The organism is Coprococcus phoceensis, from assembly GCF_900104635.1.
Classification (GTDB): Bacteria; Bacillota; Clostridia; order Lachnospirales; family Lachnospiraceae; genus Faecalimonas; species Faecalimonas phoceensis.
The window spans coordinates 2,376,175-2,402,647 of sequence record NZ_FNWC01000007.1 but is presented as its reverse complement, the minus strand read 5'-3'; the positions used below and the strand labels follow the sequence as shown (position 1 = coordinate 2,402,647).

Sequence of the window (26,473 nt, the reverse complement as noted above, 5' to 3'; positions counted from 1 at the left end):
TTTTGCGAATTAAAAGCAATTTTTTTTTAGACTTATATTGACAAAAGCAGAGTTATTAGCACTTACACCGGCAGATTTCAATTTTGAAACGCATACACTACGGATTAACAAGTCCTATCAGAGACTGCACCGGGAAGATGTGATTACACCACCAAAGACGTTAAAAAGTAATCGAACCATTAAGATGCCACAGTTTTTGTGTGATGAGATGCAGGATTATCTGAAAATGCTGTATGAGCCGAAAGAGGACGAACGGATTTTCACGATTTCGAAATCTTATCTGCATCATGAAATGAACAGAGGATCAAAAGTGTCTGGGGTGAAGCGAATTCGTGTGCATGATTTGAGACATTCCCATGTATCGTTATTGATCAATATGGGATTTACGGTATTAGCAATTGCAGATCGAATGGGACATGAGAGCATTGATATCACTTACCGATATGCACATCTGTTTCCAAGTGAGCAGACACAGATGGCAGAACAGTTGGATATTGAAAGGATGGAAAAATTAAATGGAGAAAAATCTGGACAGTAAAGGAAGATGGAGAAACAAAATCGTAGCATTCCGGGTATCACCGGAAGAAGCAGAGCAGATTGATGCATGTGTCCGATTGTCAGGACTTAGCAAGCAGGACTATATCACAAAACGATTAACTGATCGGCAAATTGTGGTACAGGGAAATCCAAGAGTGTATAAAGCATTGCGAAATCAGATGGCAGAGATTTATGAAGAATTGAAACATCTGGAAAAATGCAGTGAGGAAAACGAAGAGTTGCTGAGTACCCTGAGATTGGTCGCAGAGACATTGTATGGATTGAAAGGGGAAAATGAATGACAGTAAAAGAAAAAATGACTGCTCCGATTGCATCTGTTGGCGCAGATGTGGAACAGCCATCAAGTAATAAATTAACCAACCAAAGTATAGCAGATTTGCCCGGTAAGGGCAATCTGCAAGCCACAAATAATGCGGAAAATACAGCAAAATCAGCAAATAAAAAGAATCCAGATGATCTGGAAACAGTTTCCATGATGGAATTATACGACACCGCATATCCACCAAAACTGCCGATTATAGATGGACTTCTATATAACGGAACTTACCTGTTTGTTGGTTCGCCGAAAATTGGAAAATCATTCTTTATGGCACAGATCGGGTATCACATCAGTAAAGGACTTCCATTGTGGGGATTTTCAGTCAGACAGGGAACGGTTCTGTATCTGGCATTGGAAGATGATTATGCAAGGTTGCAGAAGCGGTTATCACAGATGTTTGGAATGGAAGGCAGTGAGAACTTTTATTTTGCTACAAAGTCTAAATCATTAAATGTCGGATTGGAACAGCAGCTTGTGCAGTTTGTAACAAATCATAAAGACGCAAGGCTCATTATTATTGATACGCTTCAGAAAGTCCGGAAAGTCGGTGGAGATAAATTCAGCTACGCCAGCGACTATGAGATTGTGACGAAGCTGAAAGCATTCAGTGACCATTATGGAATTTGCTTTCTGGTGGTGCATCACACAAGAAAAATGGAATCCTTAGACAGTTTTGATATGATTTCCGGCACAAACGGACTGTTGGGAGCTGCGGATGGAGCATTCGTTATGCAGAAAGAAAAAAGGACAGATAACAAGGCAGTGCTGGAGGTGGCAGGTCGTGACCAGCAGGACCAGAAACTGTGGTTGAACTTTAATCGGGAGAGATGTGTCTGGGAACTTACCAAGACAGAAACAGAACTTTGGAAAGAACCAGAAGATCCAGTGTTGGAAAAAATCAAAGAACTTGTAACAGAAACTACGCCAGAGTGGGTAGGAACAGCAACAGAGCTTGTGGAAGTATTGCAGGTGGAAATGCAGCCGAACGCATTATCACGAAAATTAAATGTCAGCTTGGAACGTCTGATTTTGGAATATGGAATCCAGTATAAAACAGAACGGGGACATGATGGAAGAAAGATCAGATTAGCCTTTGTTGGAAAACAAGCGTCACGATCGTCACGGAAAGGAGAAACATGGAAAGAAAATCACAGGTGCAGATACCAAAAGATTTATTACTGGCATTGTTCCAGTACCATCTTGCCGGGAATGAGGAATATCTGCCGGAGATAGAAAAAGCATTGATGGAAAAATTAGACAGTATGGTAAAACGTCAGTTATATACAACATTCAAAACAGCACCAACCGAGGAAGAACGGGAAAAGGCAAGACAAGAGTATTTGGATAAGTGTGGATTGCATGAGAACTTTCGTTGGTAAAGATTCTGCTTGATGACCTTATGACAGGAGCGTGCCACGCACCTGTAAATAGCAGACAAAGAGAGGGTTTGTAAGGTGTAGCCGGTAGTTGATTGGCGAAGAAAAAACTTTTCAAAAGGGGGCCCTGATTCAGGGCGTCCCTGCGGAAATGATAAATGAAGGGAGAATGACACCATGAGAGAAGGAAGATTAGGTTACAACAGTTATAACAAAAGATATGGATTATTGTCATCAGACTTATGGATTGATCCAGGATTTCACTGTGGAGAATGTCTGGAAGTTCTAGTTGATGATCAGTGGGTAAAGACACGAATGGAAATGAATTTGGCGAGAGAATGGTATTTGGTTGGAACACCGTATTGCGGAGATTTGGAGTATGTACGTGCAAGGATACCGGAATAAAGCAGACAGGAAGAAAAATAGCCGTTTGGTTGTTAGGGGTAAAAAATAAGCCCGGATACGGGCAGAAAAAAGGGGCGGATACGCCCAAAATAAAAAACTAAAGACAAGTTATGGCATAAGCAGGTAGTATCTCACAAAGCCCTCGGCGTTTGAGAGCGAAATACACCCATCGCACAAATCAAAGATTTGTACTCAGGATATTTCGCCCTGCCGGGAGCTATTGTAGCCGGAAATGGCAGTTAGTTCGTAAACGGATGCCGATGCATCCACTTACAAATGATATAGCGGAATTTATTTTTCCGAAGACAAGGAGGGAGTGCCTATCGGAAGAAATTCATTTATTCAAATGACAAAACTAAGCAATGTAAAAGGCAGGATCACTTATATATCCAGTCATGCAAAACAGGAAAACCTCTATGCAGTTTATGAAACCACAGAACGGAAATTTTGGCGGGAACTTGCAAAATATAATCAGGAAGAATTTGCAAAGAGCGGGACGGAGGGCAAATGCATTGAGGCAAGAGAATTGATCATTGCTTTGCCAGAGAGCTTTACAGAATTTCAGCCAGACAGATTGTTGCAACTTTTTACAAATCATTTTAAACAGAATTATGGAACAGATTGTATTGCTGCTTTGCATCACAATAAAAGAAAGACCAATTATCACATTCATTTGATATTTGCAGAACGGAAGCTATTGGATGAACCAATCATTAAGATTGCCAGCAGAAATATGTTTTACAATGAAAATGGAAAACATGTCCGAACCAAGAAAGAGATACTGGGAGAAAATGGTGAGATACGAGAAGGCTGCAGTATTGTGAAGAAAGGAGAAGTCTATGAGAAGAAGCTGTTTACTGCGAAAGATGAACGCTTCAAGAGTAATTCATTTCTGGATGAGGTAAAGCATTCTTATACAGATTTAATCAATATTTATGTGCAGGACGAGAAACAGAAACTACAGGTATTTGAGCGTGGCAGTGTTTATCTTGCAACAAAGAAAATCGGGAAAAATAATCCGAAGGCACAGGAAATAGAAGCAGATAACCAAAAACGCCGGGAATGGAACAGAGCTGTTGATATGGCATTGATTAGTGGAGTGCCAGAACCGAAGATAATGGAAGTGAAGCGGAAAGAAATCACGGAGCCGATTAGGAAATCAATTGCCAGGCGTGGAAACAGACCACGATTATTTTCCAGAGTTGTAACAGTGGCGGTTGAGGCATTGGAGTTTTTGATAGCAAGTGTGATGTTTAAGAAACCCAGGGAAGTGCCAAAACAGACAGAGCGAACGGAAACTGAACACCCAGAGTATGTTGCTGAAAATAGCATGGCAGCAGTCAAGACAACAAAAGAAGAAAAGGCAGAACCGGAACAACCTAAAATGACGAGGCTTGCATCAAAGTATCCGAAACTATTTAAAGTGAATAAAGAACTAGAAGAACAAAATAGTGCAATTCAGAAGAAACAAAAACAGCTTTCTGCAAAAAAGAAAGAACTGTCAGAGGTAAAGGGATGGTTTAAAGGAAGAAAGAAAAAAGAATTGCAGAATGAAATTGATGAATTGAAAAGTCAGATTAGAGATATGAAAGATTATCTTCCAAGGATTGTGCAGAAAATCGGATATAGAAGTGTACAGGAATTTTTAAAAGATTTTAAGGCTTCTCAAACTGAGTATAGCCAGTATCGAACTGCAATAGAAAAATGGAAGAAAGAAACAGGAAAAGAGCCAGTAGCGCATGGTATTAGGGCGAAGCTGGCAGAAAAGAAACAAGAAATACAGAATGAACAGAAAAATAAACAGCATACCCGTAGTCAGAACAAAGATCGGGGAGCAAGGTAGGAGGACAATCATGGAGAAATACATTATGGGAGAAAATGGAATCAGTTATACTTTAGGAGAGGACGGTCTGTATTATCCAGACCTGTATCTTCCGGAAGAGATAGAATATCCGATTGGAAAGTATGGAATGCTGAGAAAATCATACTTGAAAGAGCATCGGAAAGGATTATATCTGGAGTTGGTGCTTGCAGGAAAGTTGAATGAGCATCTGCATCAAATTGATGAGGAGTGTAATCAGATGATGGACAGACTGGTGGAGCAGATGAAAGAAAAGCAGGGAGTAACAGAAGAATTGAAGATGCAGGATCAGATAGCATGGGTTGGGAAAATGAATAATATCTGAGCTTGTGCGGAGGAGATCGTAAGAGCAGAAATCTTAAAATAATTATTATGTATTGCATCGGAAGACTGGTTTTATGAATCAGTCTTCCAGTGGTTATATTTCGATTTAAATGTAAATAATAAATATAGATGGACGAAGGAGAAAAAATATATGGGAGATATAAACATCTATGGATATATGAGAGTGTCATCAAAGGAGCAAAATGAGGACAGACAAAAGATTGCATTAACAGAGATGGGAGTACCTGAAAATCACATTTATATGGACAAACAGTCTGGAAAAGATTTTGAGAGAACACAGTATAAACGCTTGTTGCGAAAATTGAATGAAAACAGCGTATTGTATATCAAATCAATTGATCGTCTGGGAAGGAATTACGGGGAATTGAATGAACAATGGCGTATTATTACCAAAGAGAAGAAAGCAGATATTGTAGTTATTGATATGCCATTATTAGATACACGCAGAGAAAAGAATTTGCTCGGAACATTTATTAGTGATGTTGTTTTGGCTTTACTTAGTTATGTTGCTGAAAATGAACGTACTAATATCAAGCAAAGGCAAGCGGAGGGAATTGCTGCAGCAAAAGCAAGGGGTGTGAAATTTGGTAGACCGCCGTTACCAATTCCAGAAAACTTTTATCAGATGCATAAAGATTGGAGAGCAGGGAAAACCACAATAGAAGAAGCTGCAAAGGCTTGTAATATGTGCCCTAAGACGTTTTATAGCAAAGCTGTAAAATATGAAAAATCCAGTTAAATAGTTCATGCGTTCTAACTGAAATGGTATACATTTCCAGTAATCGTATACATAAAACTATTCTTATATATTGTAGCACGAAATTAGTCGAAATTCAGTAATTTCCTGTCAAAACTTCATGAAATTTCACAGTCATAAGTTCAAATTTTTCTCATGAAAAAATGTATACATTTTTTCCAAGCTGGCTATCAGGGATAGCCGGCTTTAGAAATGAGGATAAAAATGGATAAGTTAATTGATCTGAATGCTTATCCGGTCAGTAAAAACCTTAAAGCGTTGCTGAAGGATAAGACAACAAAGAAAAATATTATATTTGCAACATCGGTATATAGTTCCAAAGGCATTCCAATCAAGGAAACTGAGCAGATGACAGAAGAAATCTTAAAGGGATTTACACAGTATGAGATACAGCCGAGGGTGTTAAAGAACAGGGAACAACAGCAGGAACGCACCAGAGCGAAAGCAGAGGTGTTCACGCCATCATGGATTTGCAACAAAATGAATAACCACTGTGATGAGGAGTGGTTTGGAAGAAAAGATGTTTTTAATGTTGAACGTAATCAGGAGTGGCAGGTGAACACAGAAAAAGTAGAGTTTGATACAGAAGATGGTTGGAAAAAATATATCGATTCTAAAAGGCTTGAAATTACCTGTGGCGAAGCTCCATACATTGTGTCACGCTATGATGCAGCTACCGGGGAACTGCTTGAGATTAAGAAACGGATAGGAATTTTGGACAGAAAACTGCGTGTGATAAATGAAAACACAGTCAATGAAAAAGAATGGTTCAAGTGGGTGCTTCGAGCATATCAGAGTGTGTACGGTTATGAATTTCAGGGAGATAGCCTTCTGATTGCAAGAATCAATTTACTCATAACTTTTGTGGATTATATGCAGGACAGGTGGGGCAGAACTCCAACAGATGCAGAACTGCGAAAGATTGTAAATGTTATTGTTTGGAACTTGTGGCAGATGGACGGAATATCTGGGACAATTCCATTTGGAAAGCCTAAAGAGGAATATCATCAATTCAGTCTATTTGACTTTGTTGTAGCAGATGAGCCGCAAAAGCAGGATACAGAAGAACCGGAAGAGGTGTACTGTCGGATCTATGACTGGCGCAGTGATAAGTCGCTGACGTATACAAGCATGAAGGAAGGTAGATGAGATGAAGTTTGATTTTGTAATTGGAAATCCACCCTATCAAGAAGAAGCTGAAAGTGAGTCAACTTCAAATGGACAAAAACCAAGGAAAAATATTTTTCAGCATTTTCAGATACAAGCAGATAAAATTGCTAAAGAAAGCTCTGTTTTGATATATCCGGGTGGAAGATGGATGCATCAATCTGGAAAAGGATTGAAACAGTTTGGAAAAGACTTAATAAATGATTGTAAATTAGCATCTATTGAATTTTATCCAGATGCTAAAGAAGTATTTGGAAGTGCGGCTGACTTAGCTGATGGAGTAACAATAGTTACAAAAAAACAAGATAAGGCAACAGGCGGATTTGATTATATATATTCACAAAATGGATTAGAAAAAAAAGTACGTGCAAATAATCCGGGAAGCGATTTAATGCCGTTAAATCCAAATGATATTGAGATTAGCAGTAAAATAAGAAATTTTGTTATAAAAAATAATTACAAATTTTTGCATGATGCTATTTTGCCACGATCGTTATTTGCTATAGAAAGTGATTTCGTTGAAAAGAATCCAACAAAAGTAAGGGAATATATTGATGGAGAAGAAATAGATGTTAGAAAAGAAGTAAAGTTATTTACTAATGATAAAGCAGGAAAAGCAGGCAGAGCAAAATGGTTTGTGGCAGATAGAAGTGTAATCAAACAGAATGCTGAATATATTGATGAATTTCAGGTTGTGGTTTCTAGTGCGAATGCAGGCGGTCAAAAAAGAGACAACCAAATAGCCATAATTGATAATTATTCCGCATATGGAAGATCACGAGTGGCACTACGATCCTTTAAGACATTTGAAGAGGCTAAGAATTTCTATGAATATGCAAAAAGTTACGTGGTAAGATATGCATTTTTAATGACTGATGAAGCACTAACATCACTTGGTTTGCTCGTTCCTGATATAGAAGATTATTCTTTGAATAATGGAATTATAGATTTTAACAGAAATATAGATGAACAGCTTTATAGTAAAATACAACTGAATGATAGTGATATAGCATACATAAAAAATGTTGTGGATAATCACAGATGAGGAGGAATAGCATGAATAAACCTAATATTCAGACAACCAAACAGGTAGTTCCGATGCTTTATGGCTATTCCACTCCAGAAGTGGTTCGTCATAATGGCTGGACGAAGATAGGATACACGGAACAGGATGTAGAAACTCGTATCAATCAACAGACACACACTGCGGATATCAAGTGGCAGCTTGAATGGAAAGGGAATGCCACTTTTGATGATGGTTCAGGAGAGACATTCATAGATAAGGACTTTCATGCTTATTTGCGGAAATCCGGTATAGAGCAGGAAAAAGGCAAGAATAATGAGTGGTTTCATGTGGATGGTGCTACATCAAAGCAGATGTTTCGTGATTTCAGAGAAGATCATGGAATATTAAAAACCACAGATACAGTGATTCCGTACAAATTGCGTGAGGAGCAGCAGAGTGCGGTTACAATGACGGTTGATTATCAAGCAACTCATAAAAATGGAGAGTTCCTTTGGAATGCCAAGCCGAGATTTGGAAAGACATTATCTGTCTACGATTTTGCGCAGAAAACTGGGGCAGAAAAAGTGTTGATCGTCACAAACCGACCGGCGATTGCAAACTCATGGTTTTCAGATTATGCAAAGTTTCTGGGGAATGAATCTGGTTATCTTTTCGTGAGTGAGGTTGATACACTGAAAGGAAAACAAGGTGTGCTGACAAGAGAGGAATATACACATTTGCTCTCAGGAAAAGACAGGGACAATGTAAAGTGTATTGAATTTGTATCCTTGCAGGATATGAAAGGTTCCATTTATTTTGGCGGAGAGCATAACAAATTAGGTGAGGTTGCCAATATGGAGTGGGACATCCTTGTTATTGACGAAGCACATGAGGGCGTGGATACGTACAAAACAGATGTTGCATTTGACCGTATCAAACGTAAATTTACGTTGCACTTGTCAGGTACACCATTTAAAGCACTTGCCAATAATAAATTTGCAGATGATGCTATCTATAACTGGACCTATGCAGATGAACAAAAGAAAAAGAGAGATTGGGATGCTTCAGAGGAGGAAGAAAACCCGTATGCAACATTGCCGCAGCTTAATCTGTACACTTATCAGATGTCAGAAATTATCAAAGATGAGCTGCAACAAGGCATAGAGATTAACGGAGAAACGGAAGAGTATGCTTTCGATTTGAATGAGTTTTTTGCTGTTACCAATGGAAAATTCAATCATGAATCTTCCGTCGATAAATTTTTGGATGCCATGACCAGACAGACAAAATTCCCATTTTCTACGGAAGAATTGCGGGACGAATTAAAGCACACCTTCTGGCTGCTTGACAGGGTAGACAGTGCAAAGGCATTGGCAAAGAAATTAAAAGAGCATCCGGTATTTAAGGAGTATGAAATTGTTCTTGCTGCGGGTGATGGAAAACTGGACGACGATGATGAATCCATGAAATCTTATGATAAAGTGGTTGCCGCCATTGCCGAGCATGAAAAGACAATTACATTGTCGGTAGGACAGCTTACGACAGGAATTACAATTCCGGAATGGACAGCAGTGCTAATGCTTAGTAATATGCGTTCTCCGGCACTTTATATGCAGGCGGCATTCCGGGCACAGAATCCTTGCCTGTTTAAGGTGGGGACATCTTTTAAGAGGAAAGAAAATGCTTATGTATTTGACTTTGATCCGGCAAGAACACTTACTATCTTTGAGCAGTTTGCCAACAATCTGAATCCTAATACAGCAAAGGGCGGCGGTACTGCAGAGGAGCGGAAGGAAAATGTAAAGAAATTGCTTAATTTCTTCCCTGTAATTGGTGAAGATGAACAGGGAGAATTAGTAGAACTGGATGCGGAAAAGGTACTGACAATTCCGAGAAAAATTCGTTCTGTTGAAGTTGTAAAACGTGGATTTATGAGTAACTTTCTGTTTCAGAACATCAGCAATATCTTTGGGGCACCGAAGGAAGTCATTGATATTATCACAAAATTTGAACCGATAGAAGAACCAAAGAATAAGATAAATCTGACGGAGGAAGTGCAGAAAGATTTATCACTGGATAAAAATGGAGAAGTATCATTAAGTGATGAATTTGTGATTGGAAGAACTCAGGATGTTTTTGGAAATAAAATCTATGATGTGACTTCTCAGGTACAGGAAACAATGACGCAAATGGAACAGACTCCGGACAAAGCACAAAAAGCGATTGACAAACTGAAAGAGGCGGTAAAGCAGAGTGCAGTCAAGGCAGTTGTGGATACTGCGAAGTCAACATATGGCTCTGATATGAAAGCAGCAGATAAAAGACAGATTGAATCAAAACTGAACCATGAAGCTGACCGGATGATTGATAAATTACATATCAATTATGAGATTGAGCGAAATGTCATAGAAAATCAGCGTGTTGCAGAGCAGCAAGCAAGGTATGAAACTGGAAAAACATCAGAACAGATTGATAAAGAATTTGAGCAGAAACAGAAGAAAGCTATGGAGAAATTCAATGAAGAATTGACAAGCGCTATTTCTGATTTTGCAAAAGAATCTACAAAAGAGACAGTCAAGACAGTTGAAACAAAGAAAAAGGAACGGGAAAAAGAAACAATCGAGGATGGTGTCAGAGATCACTTGCGTGGCTTTTCGAGGACAATTCCGTCATTTTTAATGGCATATGGAGATAATACGGTAACGCTGGCAACTTTTGATACCATCATTCCGGATAAAGTATTTCTAGAAGTGACAAGTATCACACTGGATCAGTTCAAATTCCTCCGTGATGGCGGTGATTATGTGGAGGAAGAAACCGGACAGACCAAGCACTTTGATGGACAGCTATTCGATTCGGTGGTATTTGATGATTCAGTAAAAGAATTTCTTGCCTTAAAGAAAAAGCTTGCTGATTATTTTGATGAAAAGAGCGTAGAGGACATATTTGATTATATCCCACCACAGAAAACCAATCAGATATTTACGCCAAAGACAATGGTTAAGAAAATGGTGGACATGCTGGAGCAGGAGAATCCCGGATGTTTTGACATGCCGGATAAGACATTTATTGATCTGTACATGAAATCAGGTCTGTATATTACAGAGATTGTAAAAAGGCTATATCAGAGTGACGAGATGAAAAAGCAATTTCCAGACAATAAGGAGCGTCTGAAACACATCTTTGAAAAACAGGTGTACGGATTAGCTCCGACGGAAATTATATATAAGATAGCAACAAGTTACATATTGGGCTTTGACGAGGATACGAAAGACATCAAGCATAATTTCAGACAGTTAGATGCTTTGCCTTACGCAAAAGATGGAACGCTGGAAGAGGTGCTAGAAGAACTGTATCCTGAGCAGTAGTAGATGAGAGAATGCACCCGGAAACGGGTGCATTTTTGAAATTAGGCAATGGAATATTGTACAAATATTCGTTGTCTTATACTGTATTTGTCAGTATAATATAAGAAGAACAAGTTATAGAACAGATGAAAATATGGCAGAAGAATAGCTAACGGTGTTTATTGCTATGGGAGCGGCAATCCTAGTACCTGATACATTGAAATGTCTATGACAGAGGGTTATTCACTGAAGTATAAGAGGTAAAATCTTGAATTTTCAATAAAAATACTTGATTATATGAGGAGGAAAATAAATGTCAGAATCACAATTTAATTATACTGTAATAGAAAAAATGCATAAATCCCCAATATGGGATAATCACATTCTTAAAGTTAGGGTTAGAGGAAAAGATAAGATATATGTTTTGAAATTGTATGGGGGTATTAATGAGCCCTTTCAGAAATTAGTATTTAACAGAGAAATGGAAGCTCTTAAAGTATTGAATTCATGCAGTAATATCGTAAAGATAAGGGACACAACAGCATCATTAAAATATAATGGAAAATCTAATTATGGTGCAATACTAATGGATTATGTAGATGGGAAGACTTTGGATTTATATGATTGGCATTCATTCACACAATTGAAGAAGTACGAAATATGTTTAAAAATTTTGCAGGCAGTATATAATGCACATGCAAATGATGTAATACATAGAGATTTAAAGCCCCAAAATATAATTTACGATGATGTAAATGACGAGATTACAATTATAGATTTTGGTTCAAGCAAGATAAAGACAATTATTGAGAAAGAAACTACTATGCCAATGTTTTCAGAAAATTATTCAGCACCAGAAGTTGTAAAAGGAAATGATATTACTGAAAAATGCGATTACTATTCTTTGGGGGTTATTTTCTCTGAATTATTTTTGTGCAAAGAAGCAGAATCAAATGTAGAAACGATTTGTTTGATTGAAAAATCTAGTATGGATGAAGTGTTAAAAGACATGCTTTGTTCGATGCTTCAGGATAACCCATCTGATAGACCGGAATCTATAGATGAAATTACAGATGTTTTTACACAATTAATAGGTGAATTAAACACATCTGCAAATGATTATAGTGTTTTTATCGATTTTGAAAAAATGCGTTATTTGAAACGCAGTATGGTAATTGAAAATAGCATGAACATGACGCAATTTACCAATTCATTTTTAAAAAGGGAATTTTCAGAAGGATACGGATATTATGATGAACACCATGGGAAATATATTATTACAGGGAAAAATATCGTAGTGGAATGTAGTTATGATGAAAAAATAGAATCTTTTGAAGTGATGAGGATTTTTGAAGTTGCAACTGATCGTAGAAATATTAATATTCGTAGAAGTTTTAAAATTGAAGGTAAGCTCTCTTTTTATGATTCTAGATTTAGATATACATGTCATAATGGAAAAGATAATAAAAAGCTATGGATTATGTTTAAAAATAGACGTGAAGAGAACGAACGATACAGGGAACGTGAAGAAAAATTTGATAAGCTATTTGGAAGCTGGCAAGAGGGATTAGAGGAATCTATTATTAGCGAAAAGGACAAAGTTGCAAAAATAGTATATTCTGAATCGTATATTGATAATGGTCAAATTGTTTTAGAAGTAGACGAATGTCAAAATAAGTCAATAGATGAGTTGGAGCAAAATACAAAATTCATTATTGAAGGTGTTGATGATAGAGGACAACCTGTATATTTTGAATTGGGTATTCTAGATGATATTATATGTGATGATGATAGCGTTAAAATAGTTATACAAATGCCTAAAAAAGTGTTAAAAGGAAATGTAAGAACACTGCTTAAGAAGAAAAGCAATGTTATGGAAGACTTTCGCGCAAATACCAGTTCTTATAAGCGTCAGATGAATGCAATTAGATCATTAAAAAGTGAAGAGTATTCTGCACGAAATTTGAAAGATATTTTGTTAAATGTTGAAGAACCAGAGGAGATACCAACGATATTTGAACCCAAATTTATTGCACAAAAGTTAAATACATCACAACAACAAGCGGTCATAAAAGCTTTAAACTCTGAAAATATTGGATTGATACAGGGACCACCTGGAACTGGGAAAACAAAGGTAATAAAGGAAATAATAGGACAAGTTGTTACGAAATCTATAAAAACAGCAGATAGTCCTAGAATACTTATTGTTTCGCAGTCACATACAGCGGTGGATAATATTTTGGAAGGCCTAGGTAGTACTATTTCAGATGATTTAGAAATAGTCAGAATAGGAGCTGACAAAAATGTATCACCCAAAATAACTTGTAGATATACGATGCCAGCTCATAGAGACAAGCTTTTTTCTGATGTGAAGAAGAATGTTGAAGAGTATGACAAAAGTATGGAAGAAGTATACCAAGACATATCAGATCAGAGAATTCTTGACAGATGGAAGAAAATAAAAGAAATACAAAAGGATTGGATTGATAGGTCTGTAGAAAAGGACTGCCTTGATTATCAGTTAGTACGAAGTGCTACGGTTATAGCAGGAACATGTATAGGTTTTTTAGCAAATAGTTTTGTTAAAGATATGGAATTTGATTATGTTATTATTGATGAAGCGGCAAAGGCAACAACGCCGGAATTGCTAGTTTCTATAATCAAAGCAAAAAAGATAATTTTAGTAGGAGATCAAAATCAGTTACCAGCCTATGCAGACCAAAGCATATCTCCAAAGATTGCAAAACTTACAAAAAATCCAGAATATAGAATGTTTGATATATTATTCGAAACATTACCAAATTCACACAAGCAAGTTTTAAGTACCCAATATAGAATGATAAGAAATATTGGAAATTTGATTAGTACTGTTTTCTATGGAGGAACAATTGATACTGGGTGCAAGGACGAAGATAAACTTCATGGACTATCGAGATACGAAGGTAATTCTATAATTTGGTTTGATACTTCAGAAAACAGAAGAAGGAAGCAGAAGAAAACCAAAGGAAATTCATTCATGAATGAGGAAGAAAAACGTATTATTTTAGATATTCTTGAGGATTTAAAGAAATCGAATGAATTAGATAACCAAGATATAGGGATAATTACCGGATATAGTGGACAAAAAGATATTCTTCGAAATTCAGTTAAAGCAATCGGATATGATAAAATTGCACAAATTGATATTAATGTGTTAGATGCATTTCAAGGACGCGAGAATGATATTATTATGTATAGTACAGTAAGAACAGATAATTCAATTGGATTCCAGAAAGAAAAGGAGCGTGTAAATGTTGCTTTTTCTAGGGCAAAAAAATTGTTGATAATCTGTGGTGACTTAAATTTCTTTTATAATTATAATGATCCAAATAATAAATTTATTGAAATAATAGACTACATTAGAACTCACGATCATTGCAAGATTATTTCATGTAAGGGAGGAAATCTATTTTGAAAAAATTAATGGAAGATTTGTTCCAACACATTATACCTGTAAATGAAGGATATGATTATCTTTTTTCTGATTTAGTTTACGTACCAATATATGAGACATCATTGCTTGTAACCAAAAGAACCATTATGCCAATTAGTCTTGTTGAAGAAAAAGTACTTCAGCTTATTGATGTAGGTGTCTATCAAATTGATGAGATAGCTCAGATATTAGGATTGAAACGAAAGTTGTTAGATGTAACGTTAGCAGATTTGTATTCAAAAAATCTTGTAATGGTATCGACTAATTCTTGTAAGATGATGACAGCAGGTAGAGAGGCGTTAAACAATCTTAATAGAACAGAAAAAAAACAAGATATTTTGAAAAATGTATGTCTTGATGGAATTTTAGGGAATATTATTGATTCCTCAGCGTATGAATTGTTGAATAATGTACGAGATAACGATGGAAAATTGAAACCGATAATTCCTATTGGAGAAGTCAAATATTATATAGAGCAATTCAAAAGGATATCTCAGATATTTGACGAAGAAAATATTTTGTATTTTTCAGAGGGAGTTCAGCCGGTAAAAGAAGAATTATTGAAAATAGATAAGGTTGATAGTACGTTTGTTAAATATATTAAAATACCAATTCACATATATGTAAGCTCGAATGGTTTGGATATTGATATTGTACAAGTATCAAATAAGCATAAAGAGTTGTTGGAATTGTACAAAGATTATATCATTGAACAGATAAATAATAAAAAGGTATTAAAGAACCATTTTAAGTATAGAAGAATTAATCAACAGGGGTATGAAGGAGAGATTCTTGAAGAAAAGAGTGGTCTATATGATGAGTTAAAAAAGATACATTTTACAAAAAACAAAAAAGGTATTGATTATACCCTTATCACAGATGAAGTTTTTAATGATAGAAAATTAATGGATGGTGAATATAGAGATATTCTAAAATACATTGTTTCTCAATCTTCGGATGTGGATTTATATGTAGATAATCTTGACGATTGGGCATTTGATAGTCAATTTACTGCTGCGCTTACAGAGAATATGGGTAAATCAAACTTATCAATATATTATGCACAATCTAATAATATAAAAGCTGCAAAAAAACAAATTGAGTGGAATTTTAAAGGCAGGTGCAAATGTGTAGAAAAAGATAAAAAATGTTTTTTTTGCTGGAAGACAGAATCATATTTGCTTTATGGTGTGCCAAAATTAAGAAATGTGATAGATGACAATACAACGTGTCTTTGTATGTCATACTACTTGCGCATTAACGCATAATATGGAATATGTTTATTGCAGTGATGATTATGATGAGTCATTTTTATAGAGAACTATGATTATTAGGCTTTTATCTAAGAAGCACAGCTTTTTATCCATAAGATGGAACCTTAGTTTATCGGATTTTAGGGATTCACATACAGCCGGTGGATTTTGAATGGGAAAATGGTCAATAAAAATGTTTGATTAACACTCATAATAGGGTACAATACAAGTAGCAAAATAAAATATCGCACCAGTGGTGCGAGAAATAATGAAAAATGGGGTATGAAAAATGGCAAGAGACACATTGTTTTCTGGAGAATCAAAAAATATTGAATACAAAGTTACTTTACCAGATAAAAGTGAAAAGTACATGAAAACAATCGTAGCTTTTGCCAATACCCAGGGCGGAAAGCTGGTTGTAGGCGTAGATGATAAGACACACGAGATTGTGGGTGTGGAAAATGAAATATTATTTCAGTTAATGGATGGAATTGCCAATGCTGTTTCAGATTCTTGTATGCCACAAATTATTCCAGATATTGAACCGCAGACAGTAGATGAGAAAACTGTGATTATTGTATCAGTAGAAGCAGGAAAGAACCGCCCATATTATCTGAAATCAAAAGGGAAAGAGAATGGTACCTATATTCGTGTGGCAGGTACATCCAGACAGGCTTTTCCAGAGAAAATAAGAGAACTTGAAATGGAAGGAGCTAGAATTTCGTGGGATGAACTTACTTGTGTAGGATATCCTGTTTCAAAAGAAGCAACAGAAAAGCTTTGTAGTGACATTGAAAGTTTTCGTGAAAAAACTGGAATGACAGAACGTTCAGTGAAGAAAGAGCAGCTTATTAACTGGAAAATTCTGAAACAAAGTGAGGGACAGTTATTAGCAACGAATGCCTATGCATTGTTAACTTCTGATTATTTTCCGTTTTCTAAAACCCAATGTGCAGTCTTTAAAGGAACAGATCGGGCTGTATTTCTGGATAAAAGAGAATTTACAGGACCGATTTATACGCAGATTGAAGAGACTGTGGATTTTGTACTGAGAAATATAAGACTTGGAGCAACAATTGATGGTCTGGTGAGAAAGGAAAAATATGAGCTTCCACCAGAGGCAATCAGAGAAATGATTATTAATGCACATTGTCATCGAAATTTATTGGACGAATCCTGTATTCAGGTTGCAGTTTATGATGATCGACTGGAAGTGACTTCTCCAGGCGGACTATATAATGGACTGACTTACGAGGAAGTCATGAACGGTCATTCAAAAATCAGAAATAAAGCAATTGCTAATATTTTTAGTCAGATGGGGCTTGTGGAAGCCTGGGGCAGTGGTATAAAGAGAATTTTTAATGCGGCGAAGGAATATGATCTTCCAGAACCCAAATTTCAAGAATTCGATAATATGTTTCGGGTAGAATTATTTAGAAATAATTCTATGACAGAGTTGGAGAAAGAAGCCGGAGAAAGTTCGGAGAAGAGTCGGAGAAGAGTCGGAGAAGGTTCGGATATAATTAGAGGTTATGAATTGTCGGATACACAGAAGAAAATTGTGAATCTTCTTCTCTGTGATAGGCAGCTATCGGCAGCAAAAATAGCAGAACAATTAGGTATGGGAAGCCGGAGCATAGAAAAAAATATTAAGAAATTAAAAGAACTTGGTATTCTTATCCGGCATGGTTCTCCTAAAAATGGATATTGGGAAGTTATAGATTGTGGGGAAAAGAACAATGGGGATACCGAATGATTACATGGCAATGTCCTATCGCATGGAAATTGTAGAAGACAAAGATGAAGGCGGATTTGTGAATTTTTATCCAGATCTGCCAGGTTGCATTACTTGTGGCGAGACTGTGGAAAGTGCGGTAAGGAATGCATTGGATGCGAAAAAAGCGTGGTTTGAAGCATATTTTCAAAATAGCGATTGCGAAACACATATGCTATGGTTATAATGAAATGGCAACAAATTGGCAACAGAAAATCAGCAAGCCAAAATAATATATGTAACAGAGATAAAATAACGGCAGAAATGAGATGAAAACTAAATAAATATGTTTAGTAATATCTCCGAAATTGCCGAGTTTGAATAAGAGCCACAAGTCTTGGAATCCGCTAAACAAGCGGATTCCGAGACTTTTTCTTTTGCTCTGCTACTAATTTGCTACTAATAGCAACTACTCTTTTTTCTATCGTCTTCATATGGTTATTATTAACTTTAATAGCAAGAAACCCTGATGACTGCTGGATTTCTTCTATATGATCTTTCTTTGTGGCATCTGGATGATTTTCCCTGATGCGGTATTTGGTGGTACTAACGCAGGTCCAAACTGAGGTCGGATTGTTACATCTGAGCCGTTGTCCTGAGCATGAGATACTTCACAGGTGATACCTATTGCTTCAAGCAGAGGGTTATCAGATGGTGGTTCAGGTGTTGGCGAATCTGTTGCCTGCAATGATTCCAGACTATGCACAAGCTCCTGCTGTTTATGTGGAAATAGATGAGAGTATGTGTTAAGTGTTGTGGATACTTTCTCGTGTCCGAGCCTGTCTGCTAACATCAGCGCATCACAGCCCTGATTAATAAGTAAGCTGGCGTGCGAATGCCTGATATCGTGGATTCGTATCTTCTTTACATCTGTGTTTTTGCAACCTCTTATCATCTCGTGTGAGAGATATGATTTTGTTACCGGGAACAGCCTTTCATCTGCGTCAGGCATATACCTTGACTGGATATAGTCTGATAGCTCCTGGCAGAGAAAATCCGGAATCGGAATCTTTCGCTTACTTTTTCTTGTCTTAGGTGATGTAAATACATCTTTTCCTTCTATCCGCTGATATGTTCTGTTGATGGATATTGTCTTGTTATCAAGGTCAATATCAGCAGGTGATAGAGCAAGCAGTTCACCTTCTCGCATACCAGTCCAGTACAGGACTTCAAAGCATATATACGATAGCGACTTGTCTTTTACACCCTCACGGAAAGCAATATATTCATCGTAAGTCCAGTAATCCATTTCCTCAGCCTTTGCTTTTCCAATGGTGCCTGCCTTGCCGCAGGGATTGGTGTTAAGGTCATAGAAACGCTTGGCGTAATTGATGATGCTGTTAAGCTCCGTGTTAATCTTTTTCAGATAGGTCTGGGAGTAATTATTCGGCGAACTCATAAGCTTCGCCTGCCATCTTCGTACATCAGAGGCTTTGATTTCATTTATCGGCTTGCTACCGAAGAATGGAAGAATATGCGTCTGTAGTACCGCCTTTTTTGTCAGAAGAGTTGACTGCTTAAGTCTTGCAGCCGTATCCTCCATATAAATTTCATAAAGGTTTTGAAATGTCATGTCAGGATTGGCAGACTGCTTTTCCAGAAAATCCCTTTCAAATCCTAAGGCTTCCTTTTTGGTGGCAAAGCCTCTTTTCCACTTCTGTTTTTTGATTCCCTGCCAGTTCGTATAATAGAACTTGGCGAACCATTTACCAGTTTTTTCATCTTTGTAAGCTGGCATGAATATCATCTCCTTTTTGTAAAATTGTTGTGCAATCATCAAAAGGCTATGATATAATCTACTTGTTCAGGGTGATTATAAAGCCTTCGGGTCAATCACTTACATAGCTTCGGTTATTCCTTTTGCGAGAAGGAGTGGGCCGGAGCTTTTTCTTTACTAAAGGTGTAAGCCTGCAATTATTCAGTTTTTGAATCGGCTTCATTATCCAGTCTGGAATCCTTATAATATGCCAACATATCTGATTTCCATGAATCAAACTTTTCTTTTGAAATTTTTCCTGTCTGAAGCATATTCTTCTTTTCTATCCAGTTTTCCATAAAGAGACAGAAGTCTGCATCATATTTTCCATTGCCTTTGCCATTAACCTTGATCCCGGCAGTCCATTCAGGACTTTCAGGAGGTTTGGTGTTGGTCAGCTCAAATGAAAAATCAGTAAGTTCAGTTATGGCAAAGAGAGCATTGATTACATCTGACATAGTGTGGAATTCATATGCCGGATATTCAGCGGTAGTATTATCTTTTGGAGTATTAGTATCTTTTGCAAATAAAAGCTCCTGCCATGGAACATTTAATTCATTAGCAATCTGTTTTAAAACATCTATCTTTAACAGTATTTCACCAGATTCATATTTCTGGATAGTACGTTCTGATTTTCCCAGACGCTGTGCAAACTCCTTTTGCGTGATCTTTTGTGCTCTGCGCTGCTTCTGTATTGCCTTTCCGATTTCTTCTGAAGAGGACATAGTAAGTTTAATGGAATCAGAGTAAGCCATTCTGTTCACCTTCCTTTATATGAAATAGTCCGTTGTAAAGATACGTATTAGGTTGATATTAAATGAAATACGTATCAGTAAGTGACTTGTTTATGATTGTACGATTACTTTATCATAAACAAAAACGAATTGCAAGTGCGTAATTATAAAAAGTTCTATTGACAAATTTTGAAAAGGATATTAAAATAAACACGAATTAGAAATACGGATTAAATGAAGAACAGGATAGCTGTTTTGTAAAACACGTATTTAAAATAACGATTTATGAAAGGAGGAGCTGCATGAAGGGTATAAAGGAAGCATTCATAGATGCAGGTGAGATAAGCCAGATGCTTGGTATCGGGATGACGAAGGCATATGCAATTATAAAGGAATATAATGCAGAGCTTGAGGCAAAAGGTTATTTCACCATGCGGGGTAAATGTCCAAGGAAGTACTTTGAACAGAAAATCTATGGTTACGAAGATTATTACAATCTGGATTATGAGCCACAGCGTAAACGAAGCAAGGTTGCAGAAGAAATGGATTATGAAGCGGCAGTTGGGGATTCTGTGATAAGTGAACAGGATGAAGTGGATATACCGCCTGAAACAAATGAATTGTCGGAAGATGGTGCTGAGATAGCAGAAAATGTGATGTTGGATGCAGATGTAATGGTGAAAGAGACAACTGAATAGGTGAATCCAGCGAGTGGGGGCAAAAAGCGCCCCCAAAACGTGCAAATGGGGGCAGAAAGCGCCCACAAAACCACAAAGTGGGGGCAGAAAGCGCCCCCGCACAAATCAGAGCCGAAAAAGTGTGGAGGCAAAAAGTGCCGTCAAAATGCAAAAGTGGGGGCAAAAAGCGCCGTCAAAACAGCAAAGTGACGGCAAAAAGCGCCGTCAAAACAGCAAAGTGACGGCAAAAAGCGCCACCACTCAGATAAGCGAGAAAAAAGTCATGGTGGCGGAAAGTGCCATCAAAATGGAAAAGCGGTGGCGGAAAATGCCACCAAATAAGCAAAGTGATGGCAAAAAGTGCCACCACTTTTAAATCAGGTGGAACTTCAACCACCATATCAGTAATTGTGGTGGTACATTAACCACCACATATCATATACAGGGTGCAGGTGCTCCAGCCAAGACGAAAAATTATGTAAACGCTGATGCGTTTATATTTTTTCGGGAAAAGGTCCGACCTTTTCCGCATCTTGCAAAACCTATAAGCAGAACTTTTAGAAAGGATGAAAAAAGCAATGGTACAGATAAAAAGAGATTGGTTTGATACAGAATTTGGAAATTACGAAAGGGGAAAAACGTATGGCAGATGGAAAGAGAAGATACAAGTCTGACAGGAAAGATTATAAGATATCGGTGAAGCTGTCAGAGAAAGATATGGATATTCTGAAAGCGGCACTTAAGCGAACAGGAATGACAGCAAGTGCCTATATAAGAGAATTAATTCGGACAGGAGGCAACATTGATACAAGTTATCCAGAGGACAGGGCAAAAATAATTCGTGTTATTGCAGGTATTGCAAATAATATTAATCAGGTGGTTAAGCTTGGCAATTCACAGGGAAGATTGTATTACAGCGATATTGATAAATTGCAGAGCAGTATGGATGAGGTAAAGAAAACATTCGGGGAGGTGATGGAAGTATGGCGATTACAAAGATCCTAAATATCATGGAATCGGAAGGTAGAAATCCAGCATCACACCTAAAGAATGCTTTGGAATATATTCAGAATCCAGATAAGACAGAAGAATGTGTACTGGTGGGCGGTATTAACTGCCTGCCGGATACAGCATTTGAGCAGATGGAAGAGACAAAGAACATTTTTCATAAGACGGGTAAAAGGCAGGGGTATCATGTGATCATATCATTTTCACCGGAAGAAAAAGTGACGGCAGAGCAGGCAATGTATGTGCTGGAGCACTTTGCGAAGGATGTGCTTAGTGATGATTATGAGGCTGTGTATGCAGTCCACACAGACAGAGAGCATATGCATGGACATCTTATCTGGAACAGTGTCAGCATGACAACCGGCAAGAAATACAATTCACCGAAAAGCAACTGGAAGAATCATCTCCAGCCTATCACAAATAAATATTGTGATGAACTTGGACTTTCCATAATGCCGGCAGAGTACAGCAAGAATCCAAAGAATATCAGAAGGGACAAGTGGGAAAAGGAAATGTCCATGAAAGAAATAATTCTTCGTGATGCCAAGATGTGTGCATATGCAGCCGGAAATGTGGAGCATTTTAAATATCTGATGAAAAGACTTGGATATGTATTTAAGAAAGACGCATGGATGGAGGTGCAGGCACCGGGATTTCGGTATTATCATAAACTGGCAAAGCTGGACGAAATGTTTTCAGAGGAGACGTTAAGGCATCATGTGGATATGCCCTGGATGGCAAAGCCTTACTTTTATTCGTCGGATATCAGAGGATTGCACCGAGCGAAGCTGTCACCATTCCAGAAGAAGTTTTATGCAAAGCTGTACAGGTTAAGGATTGTAGAGCAGAAGCGCTTTGTAGTCGGCGGAGCAAAGTATACAGAGGATTTGAAGAGGTTTCATCGGTTGCAGGACGAATATCTGCTACTTGTAAATAATGACATCAAAAGTGTTGTGGATCTTGTGGATTTCATAGGTGAGCAGGAAGAAAAAATCCAGCAGATTGAGGACAGACAGCATGAGATATACAGAGAAAGCTCTAGTCGGAAACGCAGTATAAAGAATGAAGAGCAGTACCGGGAATATCAGATATGGCATGTGGAAGTGCAGGAAGAACTGGACGAACTGAAGCAGGAGAAAAGGGAAATTAAGAGGCAGATACAGCTTGCGGATGACATTATAAAAGAAGATTTGTATACAGTTTATTATGCGGTGTCGGGGAATGAGGAGATTGTTGCTGACAGGGATGTTGAGATACCGGGGATGGAAGAGAATACTGAGGTTGAGAAAGTGGCGGCAGCAGTTGTTAAGCCTGATGCAAGTGTTGAGGTAATGAATCTTAATAATAATCAGAATGAAATAGGCAGACAGAAAGAGCAAACAGATAGTGCGAGAAAACAACAGACTGGTTTAGAGGGTATAGGAATTTCGGAAATCCATAATCTATCGGATACGAATGTGGCAAGAGTTGGCGAAAGTATTGCTGATGTAACAGGTAAAAGTGAATTTGTGGAAACTAGAGAAACTAAATCTGTGGACAAAGCTGGCTGGATTGTCAGGAGAATATCAGAGCTTGGCGGTTATGAGAATGTCAGTGATTATGTTAAGGCAGATATATTCGAGTTTGATATTGCTGATGTAAGTGGAAGCATAAGGCTGTTCTCGGATGTGATGAAAAGACTTGGAATAGGGCTGGATGGTGACGGGCTTTATGAAGAGTTTCAGAGCATTTATGATGAAAGCGTTAGTAGAAATGTTGATAAAGAAAAGGTAGAAGATAAGCTGTGGAATAGGGGCAGAGGGAGATAATGTCTCTGCATTTTTATGAATAATATTTTTGTGGGGAAAAGTGAAATTTAAAATATGGTCAAATGTTACTTGACGATTGCCAAATGGATAAATTAATTGAGGATTGCAATTTTAAATTGACCAAACAATAAAATTGAGATATACTATTATAAGTTATACTAAGGCAAGAATTGACTTTAGAAATGGAGGGTTAATTGATGGCTATTAGCTATAGAAAACTTTGGAAACTTCTTATAGATAAAGATATGAAAAAAAAAGACCTTCGCTTATCTTCTGGGATTAGTACAAATGCATTAGCTAAATTAGGAAAAAATGAAAGAGTAACAACGGATGTAATTGATAAAGTATGTTGTGCACTTAACTGCGATGTTGGAGATATGATGGAGATTGTAGCGGATGAAGACAATACGAATGGAGGACATCATGATGAACATTGATTTTCTGAAAAAGTATGTGACGAACGGAATATGGGAGACAGAAGATCTCAGAGCATATAAGACAGATCTTTTACTTATGGCACAGCAAGGACAAAAGAAATTTAAACCTCTAAAAAAAGAAATGTATTCGGGAAACAAAATACAGATTATAGATTTTTTTAGTGGCGCAGGAGGAACTTCACTTGGATTTTCTGCGGTTAATGATATTATACCCATATTTGATTTTTTGGGTGGCTGCGACATAAATAAGTTTTCGGCAGAAAGTTATGCACATAATTTTGATACACCAGTTATAAATAGAGATATTATTGAATTGGCAGAAGATAAGGAAGAATTAATCAAAGTACTTAATACCATAGGATATGATAAAAGGAAGCCAACAATTTTAATTGGTTGTGCACCATGTCAAGGATTTACATCTCATAGAAAAAAGTATTGGAAAGAAGAAGACGATCATAGAAACAATCTTGTGAATGTGTTTGCAGATATCGTAGGATTTATTCAGCCAATAGCTTTCGTAATGGAAAATGTACCAGAGTTCTTATCGAATAGATATTGGAAATACTTTTATACTGCTAAAAATAGATATGAACAGGAAGGATACATTGTTAAAGAAAATATATACAATGCTGCATCTTTTGGGGTTCCACAAGAAAGATTCCGCTCTGTTGTAATAGGAATGAAAAAAGAATTTATATTACCAGAAGGATATTTGGAACCTAAAAATTATAAAACTGTTAGAGAGGCAATAGGAGCATTAAAACCTGTTGCTGCGGGAGTTGCAGATCCATCGGATCCTATGCATAAAAGTGTAGCACATAAAAAAAGTACCATTGCTGTTTTAAAGCAGGTACCTCATGATGGAGGAAACAGACCAGCAGGTGTTGGTCCAGCGTGCCTTGATCGCACAAAGGGATTTTCGGATACTTATGGGAGATTGTATTGGGATCGACCATCAATTACTATAACACATTATGCTCGTAATCCTGCAAGTGGAAGATATACACATCCAGAACAGGATAGAGGACTTACTGCTAGGGAAGCGGCATTGCTTCAGAGTTTTCCGATTGGATTTGAATTTTTAGGAAAATCGGATGATGTGTATCGCCAGATAGGAGAAGCAGTTCCGCCTCTTTTTTCAGCCGGGATAGCGATAGACATGTTAATAGAAATATTGTCAGTAGAGCCAACAAAGCAACAATTGAAAGAAGGTCCACAATCAATAGAGAAACCTGTCAGCAGTTCTTACTCAAGTGTTATTGCAGGAATAAAAATAAAACGAAAAGAGGAACTATATGGTTAAATATACATGTATAGATAGCTTTTGTGGAGCTGGTGGCTTAGGGCTTGGCTTACAGCAAGCGGGATTTGATATTCGTTTGAGCTTTGATATTGATAATCGGTGCATTAAAACAATAGAAGCAAATAAAAAATATTTTAGGCATCCAGCGTTTACTGCAGATATAAATGACATATTGGATGGAAGAGCTTTGAATATTTGTAAAATGCAACGAGGAGAATTATTTCTTCTTGCAGGAGGACCACCATGCCAAGGATTTTCTGTGCAGAGACGAGGTGCAGATGAGGATCCGAGAAATAAGCTTGTTTTTAAGTATGCACAATTGGTAGATGAATTATATCCTCGATATTTTGTTATGGAAAATGTTTCAGGAATTGCGGGGAAAAGAGGGAAAACAATTCTGGAGGAACTTCTTGATAAACTAAAAAATATTGGATATACAGTTCATATTAAGCTTTTGGATGCCCAGAATTATGGAGTTGCACAAAGAAGAAAAAGATATATTATTATTGGTGAACGAAGTGATATGGGAGTATATTACGAATATCCAAAAGAAATGGAAAAACATTATACTGTTAGAGATATTATTGGAAGTTTGCCAGAGCCGCCTAAAGATGGAAGTGATTATCCGGGAATTTCACTTCACAGGCGTGATAGATTATCTGAAATTAATCTTAAACGGATTAGAGCTTTAAAGCCGGGACAAGGACGAGAGTATCTCCCAAAAGAACTTTTGGCTGATTGCCATAAAATAGATAGTTCTGTGATTGGATACAGAAATGTCTATGGAAGAATGGCGTGGGATGAAGTCTCGCCAACTATTACAGCAAGATTTGATAGCTTTACAAGAGGAAAGTTTGGTCATCCAGAACAGGACAGAAGTATTTCTCTTAGGGAGGGGGCAATGCTACAAACTTTTCCAAAAGACTTTCTCTTTACTGGAAGTAAAGTGGATATAGCAAGACAAATAGGTAATGCAGTACCGCCATTGCTTGCTAAACAGATTGGAACTAGTATTATTGATTGTTATAAAAGGAGTTGTAAAAACTAATGTCATACAATGCTATTATGAAGGTGTATTTGAAAGCACTTCAGAATCAATATAAAAATGCT

Annotated in this window: 22 protein-coding genes and 2 pseudogenes; 22 read left to right on the top strand and 2 right to left on the bottom strand. The window is 37.2% G+C overall.

Annotated features, from left to right (window positions below; genetic code table 11):
* Positions 1-37 precede the first annotated feature (37 nt).
* The 15 genes and pseudogenes from BQ5364_RS14970 to BQ5364_RS14900 form a co-directional block, all read left to right on the top strand.
* A pseudogene (locus tag BQ5364_RS14970) lies at positions 38-538 on the top strand (site-specific integrase); the annotation flags it as partial.
* Positions 516-839 carry a plasmid mobilization protein gene (locus tag BQ5364_RS14965; protein ID WP_055284199.1) on the top strand — a complete coding sequence of 108 codons (324 nt, stop codon included), beginning with the start codon at positions 516-518 and terminating at the stop codon, positions 837-839. The pseudogene BQ5364_RS14970 and the gene BQ5364_RS14965, both read left to right, overlap by 23 nt.
* The gene (locus tag BQ5364_RS14960; protein ID WP_235837180.1) at positions 836-2,110 is read left to right on the top strand and encodes an AAA family ATPase; all 1,275 of its coding nucleotides are present in this window, start codon (positions 836-838) and stop codon (positions 2,108-2,110) included. The genes BQ5364_RS14965 and BQ5364_RS14960 overlap by 4 nt, the downstream gene beginning before the upstream one ends.
* Before the next feature lie 11 nt (positions 2,111-2,121).
* Positions 2,122-2,256, top strand: coding sequence for a hypothetical protein (locus BQ5364_RS18735; RefSeq protein ID WP_331463038.1), 135 nt, complete (start codon positions 2,122-2,124; stop codon positions 2,254-2,256).
* Positions 2,257-2,430: 174 nt separating this feature from the next.
* Positions 2,431-2,658 carry a DUF5348 domain-containing protein gene (locus BQ5364_RS14950; protein WP_071144561.1) on the top strand — a complete coding sequence of 76 codons (228 nt, stop codon included), beginning with the start codon at positions 2,431-2,433 and terminating at the stop codon, positions 2,656-2,658.
* Positions 2,659-3,004: 346 nt separating this feature from the next.
* Positions 3,005-4,501, top strand: a complete 1,497-nt coding sequence (locus BQ5364_RS14945; protein WP_207646125.1) for a coiled-coil domain-containing protein — start codon at positions 3,005-3,007, stop codon at positions 4,499-4,501.
* Positions 4,502-4,511: 10 nt separating this feature from the next.
* Positions 4,512-4,844: a TnpV protein gene (locus BQ5364_RS14940; RefSeq protein WP_071144560.1), complete on the top strand. Its 333-nt coding sequence runs from the start codon at positions 4,512-4,514 to the stop codon at positions 4,842-4,844.
* Positions 4,845-4,994: 150 nt separating this feature from the next.
* On the top strand, positions 4,995-5,603 hold the full coding sequence (locus BQ5364_RS14935) for a recombinase family protein (RefSeq protein ID WP_071144559.1): 609 nt from the start codon (positions 4,995-4,997) through the stop codon (positions 5,601-5,603).
* 222 nt (positions 5,604-5,825) lie between these two features.
* Positions 5,826-6,770 (top strand): restriction endonuclease subunit M, encoded by a 945-nt coding sequence (locus tag BQ5364_RS14930; RefSeq protein ID WP_071144558.1) that lies wholly within the window; start codon positions 5,826-5,828, stop codon positions 6,768-6,770.
* 1 nt (position 6,771) lies between these two features.
* The gene (locus BQ5364_RS14925; RefSeq protein WP_071144557.1) at positions 6,772-7,833 is read left to right on the top strand and encodes an Eco57I restriction-modification methylase domain-containing protein; all 1,062 of its coding nucleotides are present in this window, start codon (positions 6,772-6,774) and stop codon (positions 7,831-7,833) included.
* A gap of 11 nt (positions 7,834-7,844) precedes the next feature.
* Entirely contained in the window at positions 7,845-11,162 is a 3,318-nt protein-coding gene (locus BQ5364_RS14920; protein ID WP_071144556.1) for a DEAD/DEAH box helicase family protein, read from the top strand.
* Between the two features lie 292 nt (positions 11,163-11,454).
* Positions 11,455-14,595, top strand: coding sequence for an AAA domain-containing protein (locus tag BQ5364_RS14915; protein WP_071144555.1), 3,141 nt, complete (start codon positions 11,455-11,457; stop codon positions 14,593-14,595).
* Positions 14,592-15,881: a hypothetical protein gene (locus BQ5364_RS14910; protein ID WP_083382878.1), complete on the top strand. Its 1,290-nt coding sequence runs from the start codon at positions 14,592-14,594 to the stop codon at positions 15,879-15,881. The genes BQ5364_RS14915 and BQ5364_RS14910 overlap by 4 nt, the downstream gene beginning before the upstream one ends.
* A 274-nt stretch (positions 15,882-16,155) precedes the next feature.
* Complete coding sequence (locus tag BQ5364_RS14905) at positions 16,156-17,622, top strand: ATP-binding protein (RefSeq protein WP_071144554.1); 1,467 nt, start codon at positions 16,156-16,158, stop codon at positions 17,620-17,622.
* A pseudogene (locus BQ5364_RS14900) lies at positions 17,606-17,782 on the top strand (type II toxin-antitoxin system HicB family antitoxin); the annotation flags it as partial. The gene BQ5364_RS14905 and the pseudogene BQ5364_RS14900, both read left to right, overlap by 17 nt.
* A gap of 345 nt (positions 17,783-18,127) precedes the next feature.
* On the opposite strand, the gene BQ5364_RS14895 reads toward BQ5364_RS14900, so the two are convergent.
* Positions 18,128-19,378, bottom strand: a complete 1,251-nt coding sequence (locus tag BQ5364_RS14895; protein WP_162841125.1) for a site-specific integrase — start codon at positions 19,376-19,378, stop codon at positions 18,128-18,130.
* A 176-nt stretch (positions 19,379-19,554) separates the two neighbouring features.
* Complete coding sequence (locus BQ5364_RS14890; RefSeq protein WP_004611820.1) at positions 19,555-20,151, bottom strand: helix-turn-helix domain-containing protein; 597 nt, start codon at positions 20,149-20,151, stop codon at positions 19,555-19,557.
* 281 nt (positions 20,152-20,432) lie between these two features.
* Between BQ5364_RS14890 and BQ5364_RS14885 the strand changes: the two genes are divergently transcribed.
* From BQ5364_RS14885 to BQ5364_RS14855, 7 genes are all read left to right on the top strand, one after another.
* Positions 20,433-20,828, top strand: a complete 396-nt coding sequence (locus tag BQ5364_RS14885) for a hypothetical protein (protein ID WP_022250166.1) — start codon at positions 20,433-20,435, stop codon at positions 20,826-20,828.
* 121 nt (positions 20,829-20,949) lie between these two features.
* On the top strand, positions 20,950-21,183 hold the full coding sequence (locus tag BQ5364_RS17985) for a hypothetical protein (RefSeq protein ID WP_159431698.1): 234 nt from the start codon (positions 20,950-20,952) through the stop codon (positions 21,181-21,183).
* A gap of 227 nt (positions 21,184-21,410) precedes the next feature.
* Positions 21,411-21,812 (top strand): plasmid mobilization protein, encoded by a 402-nt coding sequence (locus BQ5364_RS14875; RefSeq protein WP_004611826.1) that lies wholly within the window; start codon positions 21,411-21,413, stop codon positions 21,810-21,812.
* Positions 21,791-23,623, top strand: coding sequence for a relaxase/mobilization nuclease domain-containing protein (locus BQ5364_RS14870; RefSeq protein WP_071144551.1), 1,833 nt, complete (start codon positions 21,791-21,793; stop codon positions 23,621-23,623). Before BQ5364_RS14875 ends, BQ5364_RS14870 begins: the two co-directional genes overlap by 22 nt.
* A 197-nt stretch (positions 23,624-23,820) precedes the next feature.
* Positions 23,821-24,060 carry a helix-turn-helix domain-containing protein gene (locus BQ5364_RS14865; RefSeq protein WP_071144550.1) on the top strand — a complete coding sequence of 80 codons (240 nt, stop codon included), beginning with the start codon at positions 23,821-23,823 and terminating at the stop codon, positions 24,058-24,060.
* Positions 24,047-25,363 carry a DNA cytosine methyltransferase gene (locus BQ5364_RS14860; RefSeq protein ID WP_159431697.1) on the top strand — a complete coding sequence of 439 codons (1,317 nt, stop codon included), beginning with the start codon at positions 24,047-24,049 and terminating at the stop codon, positions 25,361-25,363. The genes BQ5364_RS14865 and BQ5364_RS14860 overlap by 14 nt, the downstream gene beginning before the upstream one ends.
* Positions 25,356-26,411: a DNA cytosine methyltransferase gene (locus BQ5364_RS14855; protein ID WP_071144548.1), complete on the top strand. Its 1,056-nt coding sequence runs from the start codon at positions 25,356-25,358 to the stop codon at positions 26,409-26,411. The genes BQ5364_RS14860 and BQ5364_RS14855 overlap by 8 nt, the downstream gene beginning before the upstream one ends.
* Positions 26,412-26,473 lie beyond the last annotated feature (62 nt).

Excerpts from the sequence above, each read along its gene's own strand:
- BQ5364_RS14965 (WP_055284199.1), top strand. The coding sequence starts at position 516 with ATGGAGAAAAATCTGGACAGTAAAGGAAGATGGAGAAACAAAATCGTA.
- BQ5364_RS14960 (WP_235837180.1), top strand. The coding sequence starts at position 836 with ATGACAGTAAAAGAAAAAATGACTGCTCCGATTGCATCTGTTGGCGCA.
- BQ5364_RS18735 (WP_331463038.1), top strand. The coding sequence starts at position 2,122 with ATGGAAAAATTAGACAGTATGGTAAAACGTCAGTTATATACAACATTC.
- BQ5364_RS14950 (WP_071144561.1), top strand. The coding sequence starts at position 2,431 with ATGAGAGAAGGAAGATTAGGTTACAACAGTTATAACAAAAGATATGGA.
- BQ5364_RS14945 (WP_207646125.1), top strand. The coding sequence starts at position 3,005 with ATGACAAAACTAAGCAATGTAAAAGGCAGGATCACTTATATATCCAGT.
- BQ5364_RS14940 (WP_071144560.1), top strand. The coding sequence starts at position 4,512 with ATGGAGAAATACATTATGGGAGAAAATGGAATCAGTTATACTTTAGGA.
- BQ5364_RS14935 (WP_071144559.1), top strand. The coding sequence starts at position 4,995 with ATGGGAGATATAAACATCTATGGATATATGAGAGTGTCATCAAAGGAG.
- BQ5364_RS14930 (WP_071144558.1), top strand. The coding sequence starts at position 5,826 with ATGGATAAGTTAATTGATCTGAATGCTTATCCGGTCAGTAAAAACCTT.
- BQ5364_RS14925 (WP_071144557.1), top strand. The coding sequence starts at position 6,772 with ATGAAGTTTGATTTTGTAATTGGAAATCCACCCTATCAAGAAGAAGCT.
- BQ5364_RS14920 (WP_071144556.1), top strand. The coding sequence starts at position 7,845 with ATGAATAAACCTAATATTCAGACAACCAAACAGGTAGTTCCGATGCTT.
- BQ5364_RS14915 (WP_071144555.1), top strand. The coding sequence starts at position 11,455 with ATGTCAGAATCACAATTTAATTATACTGTAATAGAAAAAATGCATAAA.
- BQ5364_RS14905 (WP_071144554.1), top strand. The coding sequence starts at position 16,156 with ATGGCAAGAGACACATTGTTTTCTGGAGAATCAAAAAATATTGAATAC.
- BQ5364_RS14895 (WP_162841125.1), bottom strand. The coding sequence starts at position 19,378 with ATGCCAGCTTACAAAGATGAAAAAACTGGTAAATGGTTCGCCAAGTTC.
- BQ5364_RS14890 (WP_004611820.1), bottom strand. The coding sequence starts at position 20,151 with ATGGCTTACTCTGATTCCATTAAACTTACTATGTCCTCTTCAGAAGAA.
- BQ5364_RS14885 (WP_022250166.1), top strand. The coding sequence starts at position 20,433 with ATGAAGGGTATAAAGGAAGCATTCATAGATGCAGGTGAGATAAGCCAG.
- BQ5364_RS14870 (WP_071144551.1), top strand. The coding sequence starts at position 21,791 with ATGGCGATTACAAAGATCCTAAATATCATGGAATCGGAAGGTAGAAAT.
- BQ5364_RS14865 (WP_071144550.1), top strand. The coding sequence starts at position 23,821 with ATGGCTATTAGCTATAGAAAACTTTGGAAACTTCTTATAGATAAAGAT.
- BQ5364_RS14860 (WP_159431697.1), top strand. The coding sequence starts at position 24,047 with ATGATGAACATTGATTTTCTGAAAAAGTATGTGACGAACGGAATATGG.
- BQ5364_RS14855 (WP_071144548.1), top strand. The coding sequence starts at position 25,356 with ATGGTTAAATATACATGTATAGATAGCTTTTGTGGAGCTGGTGGCTTA.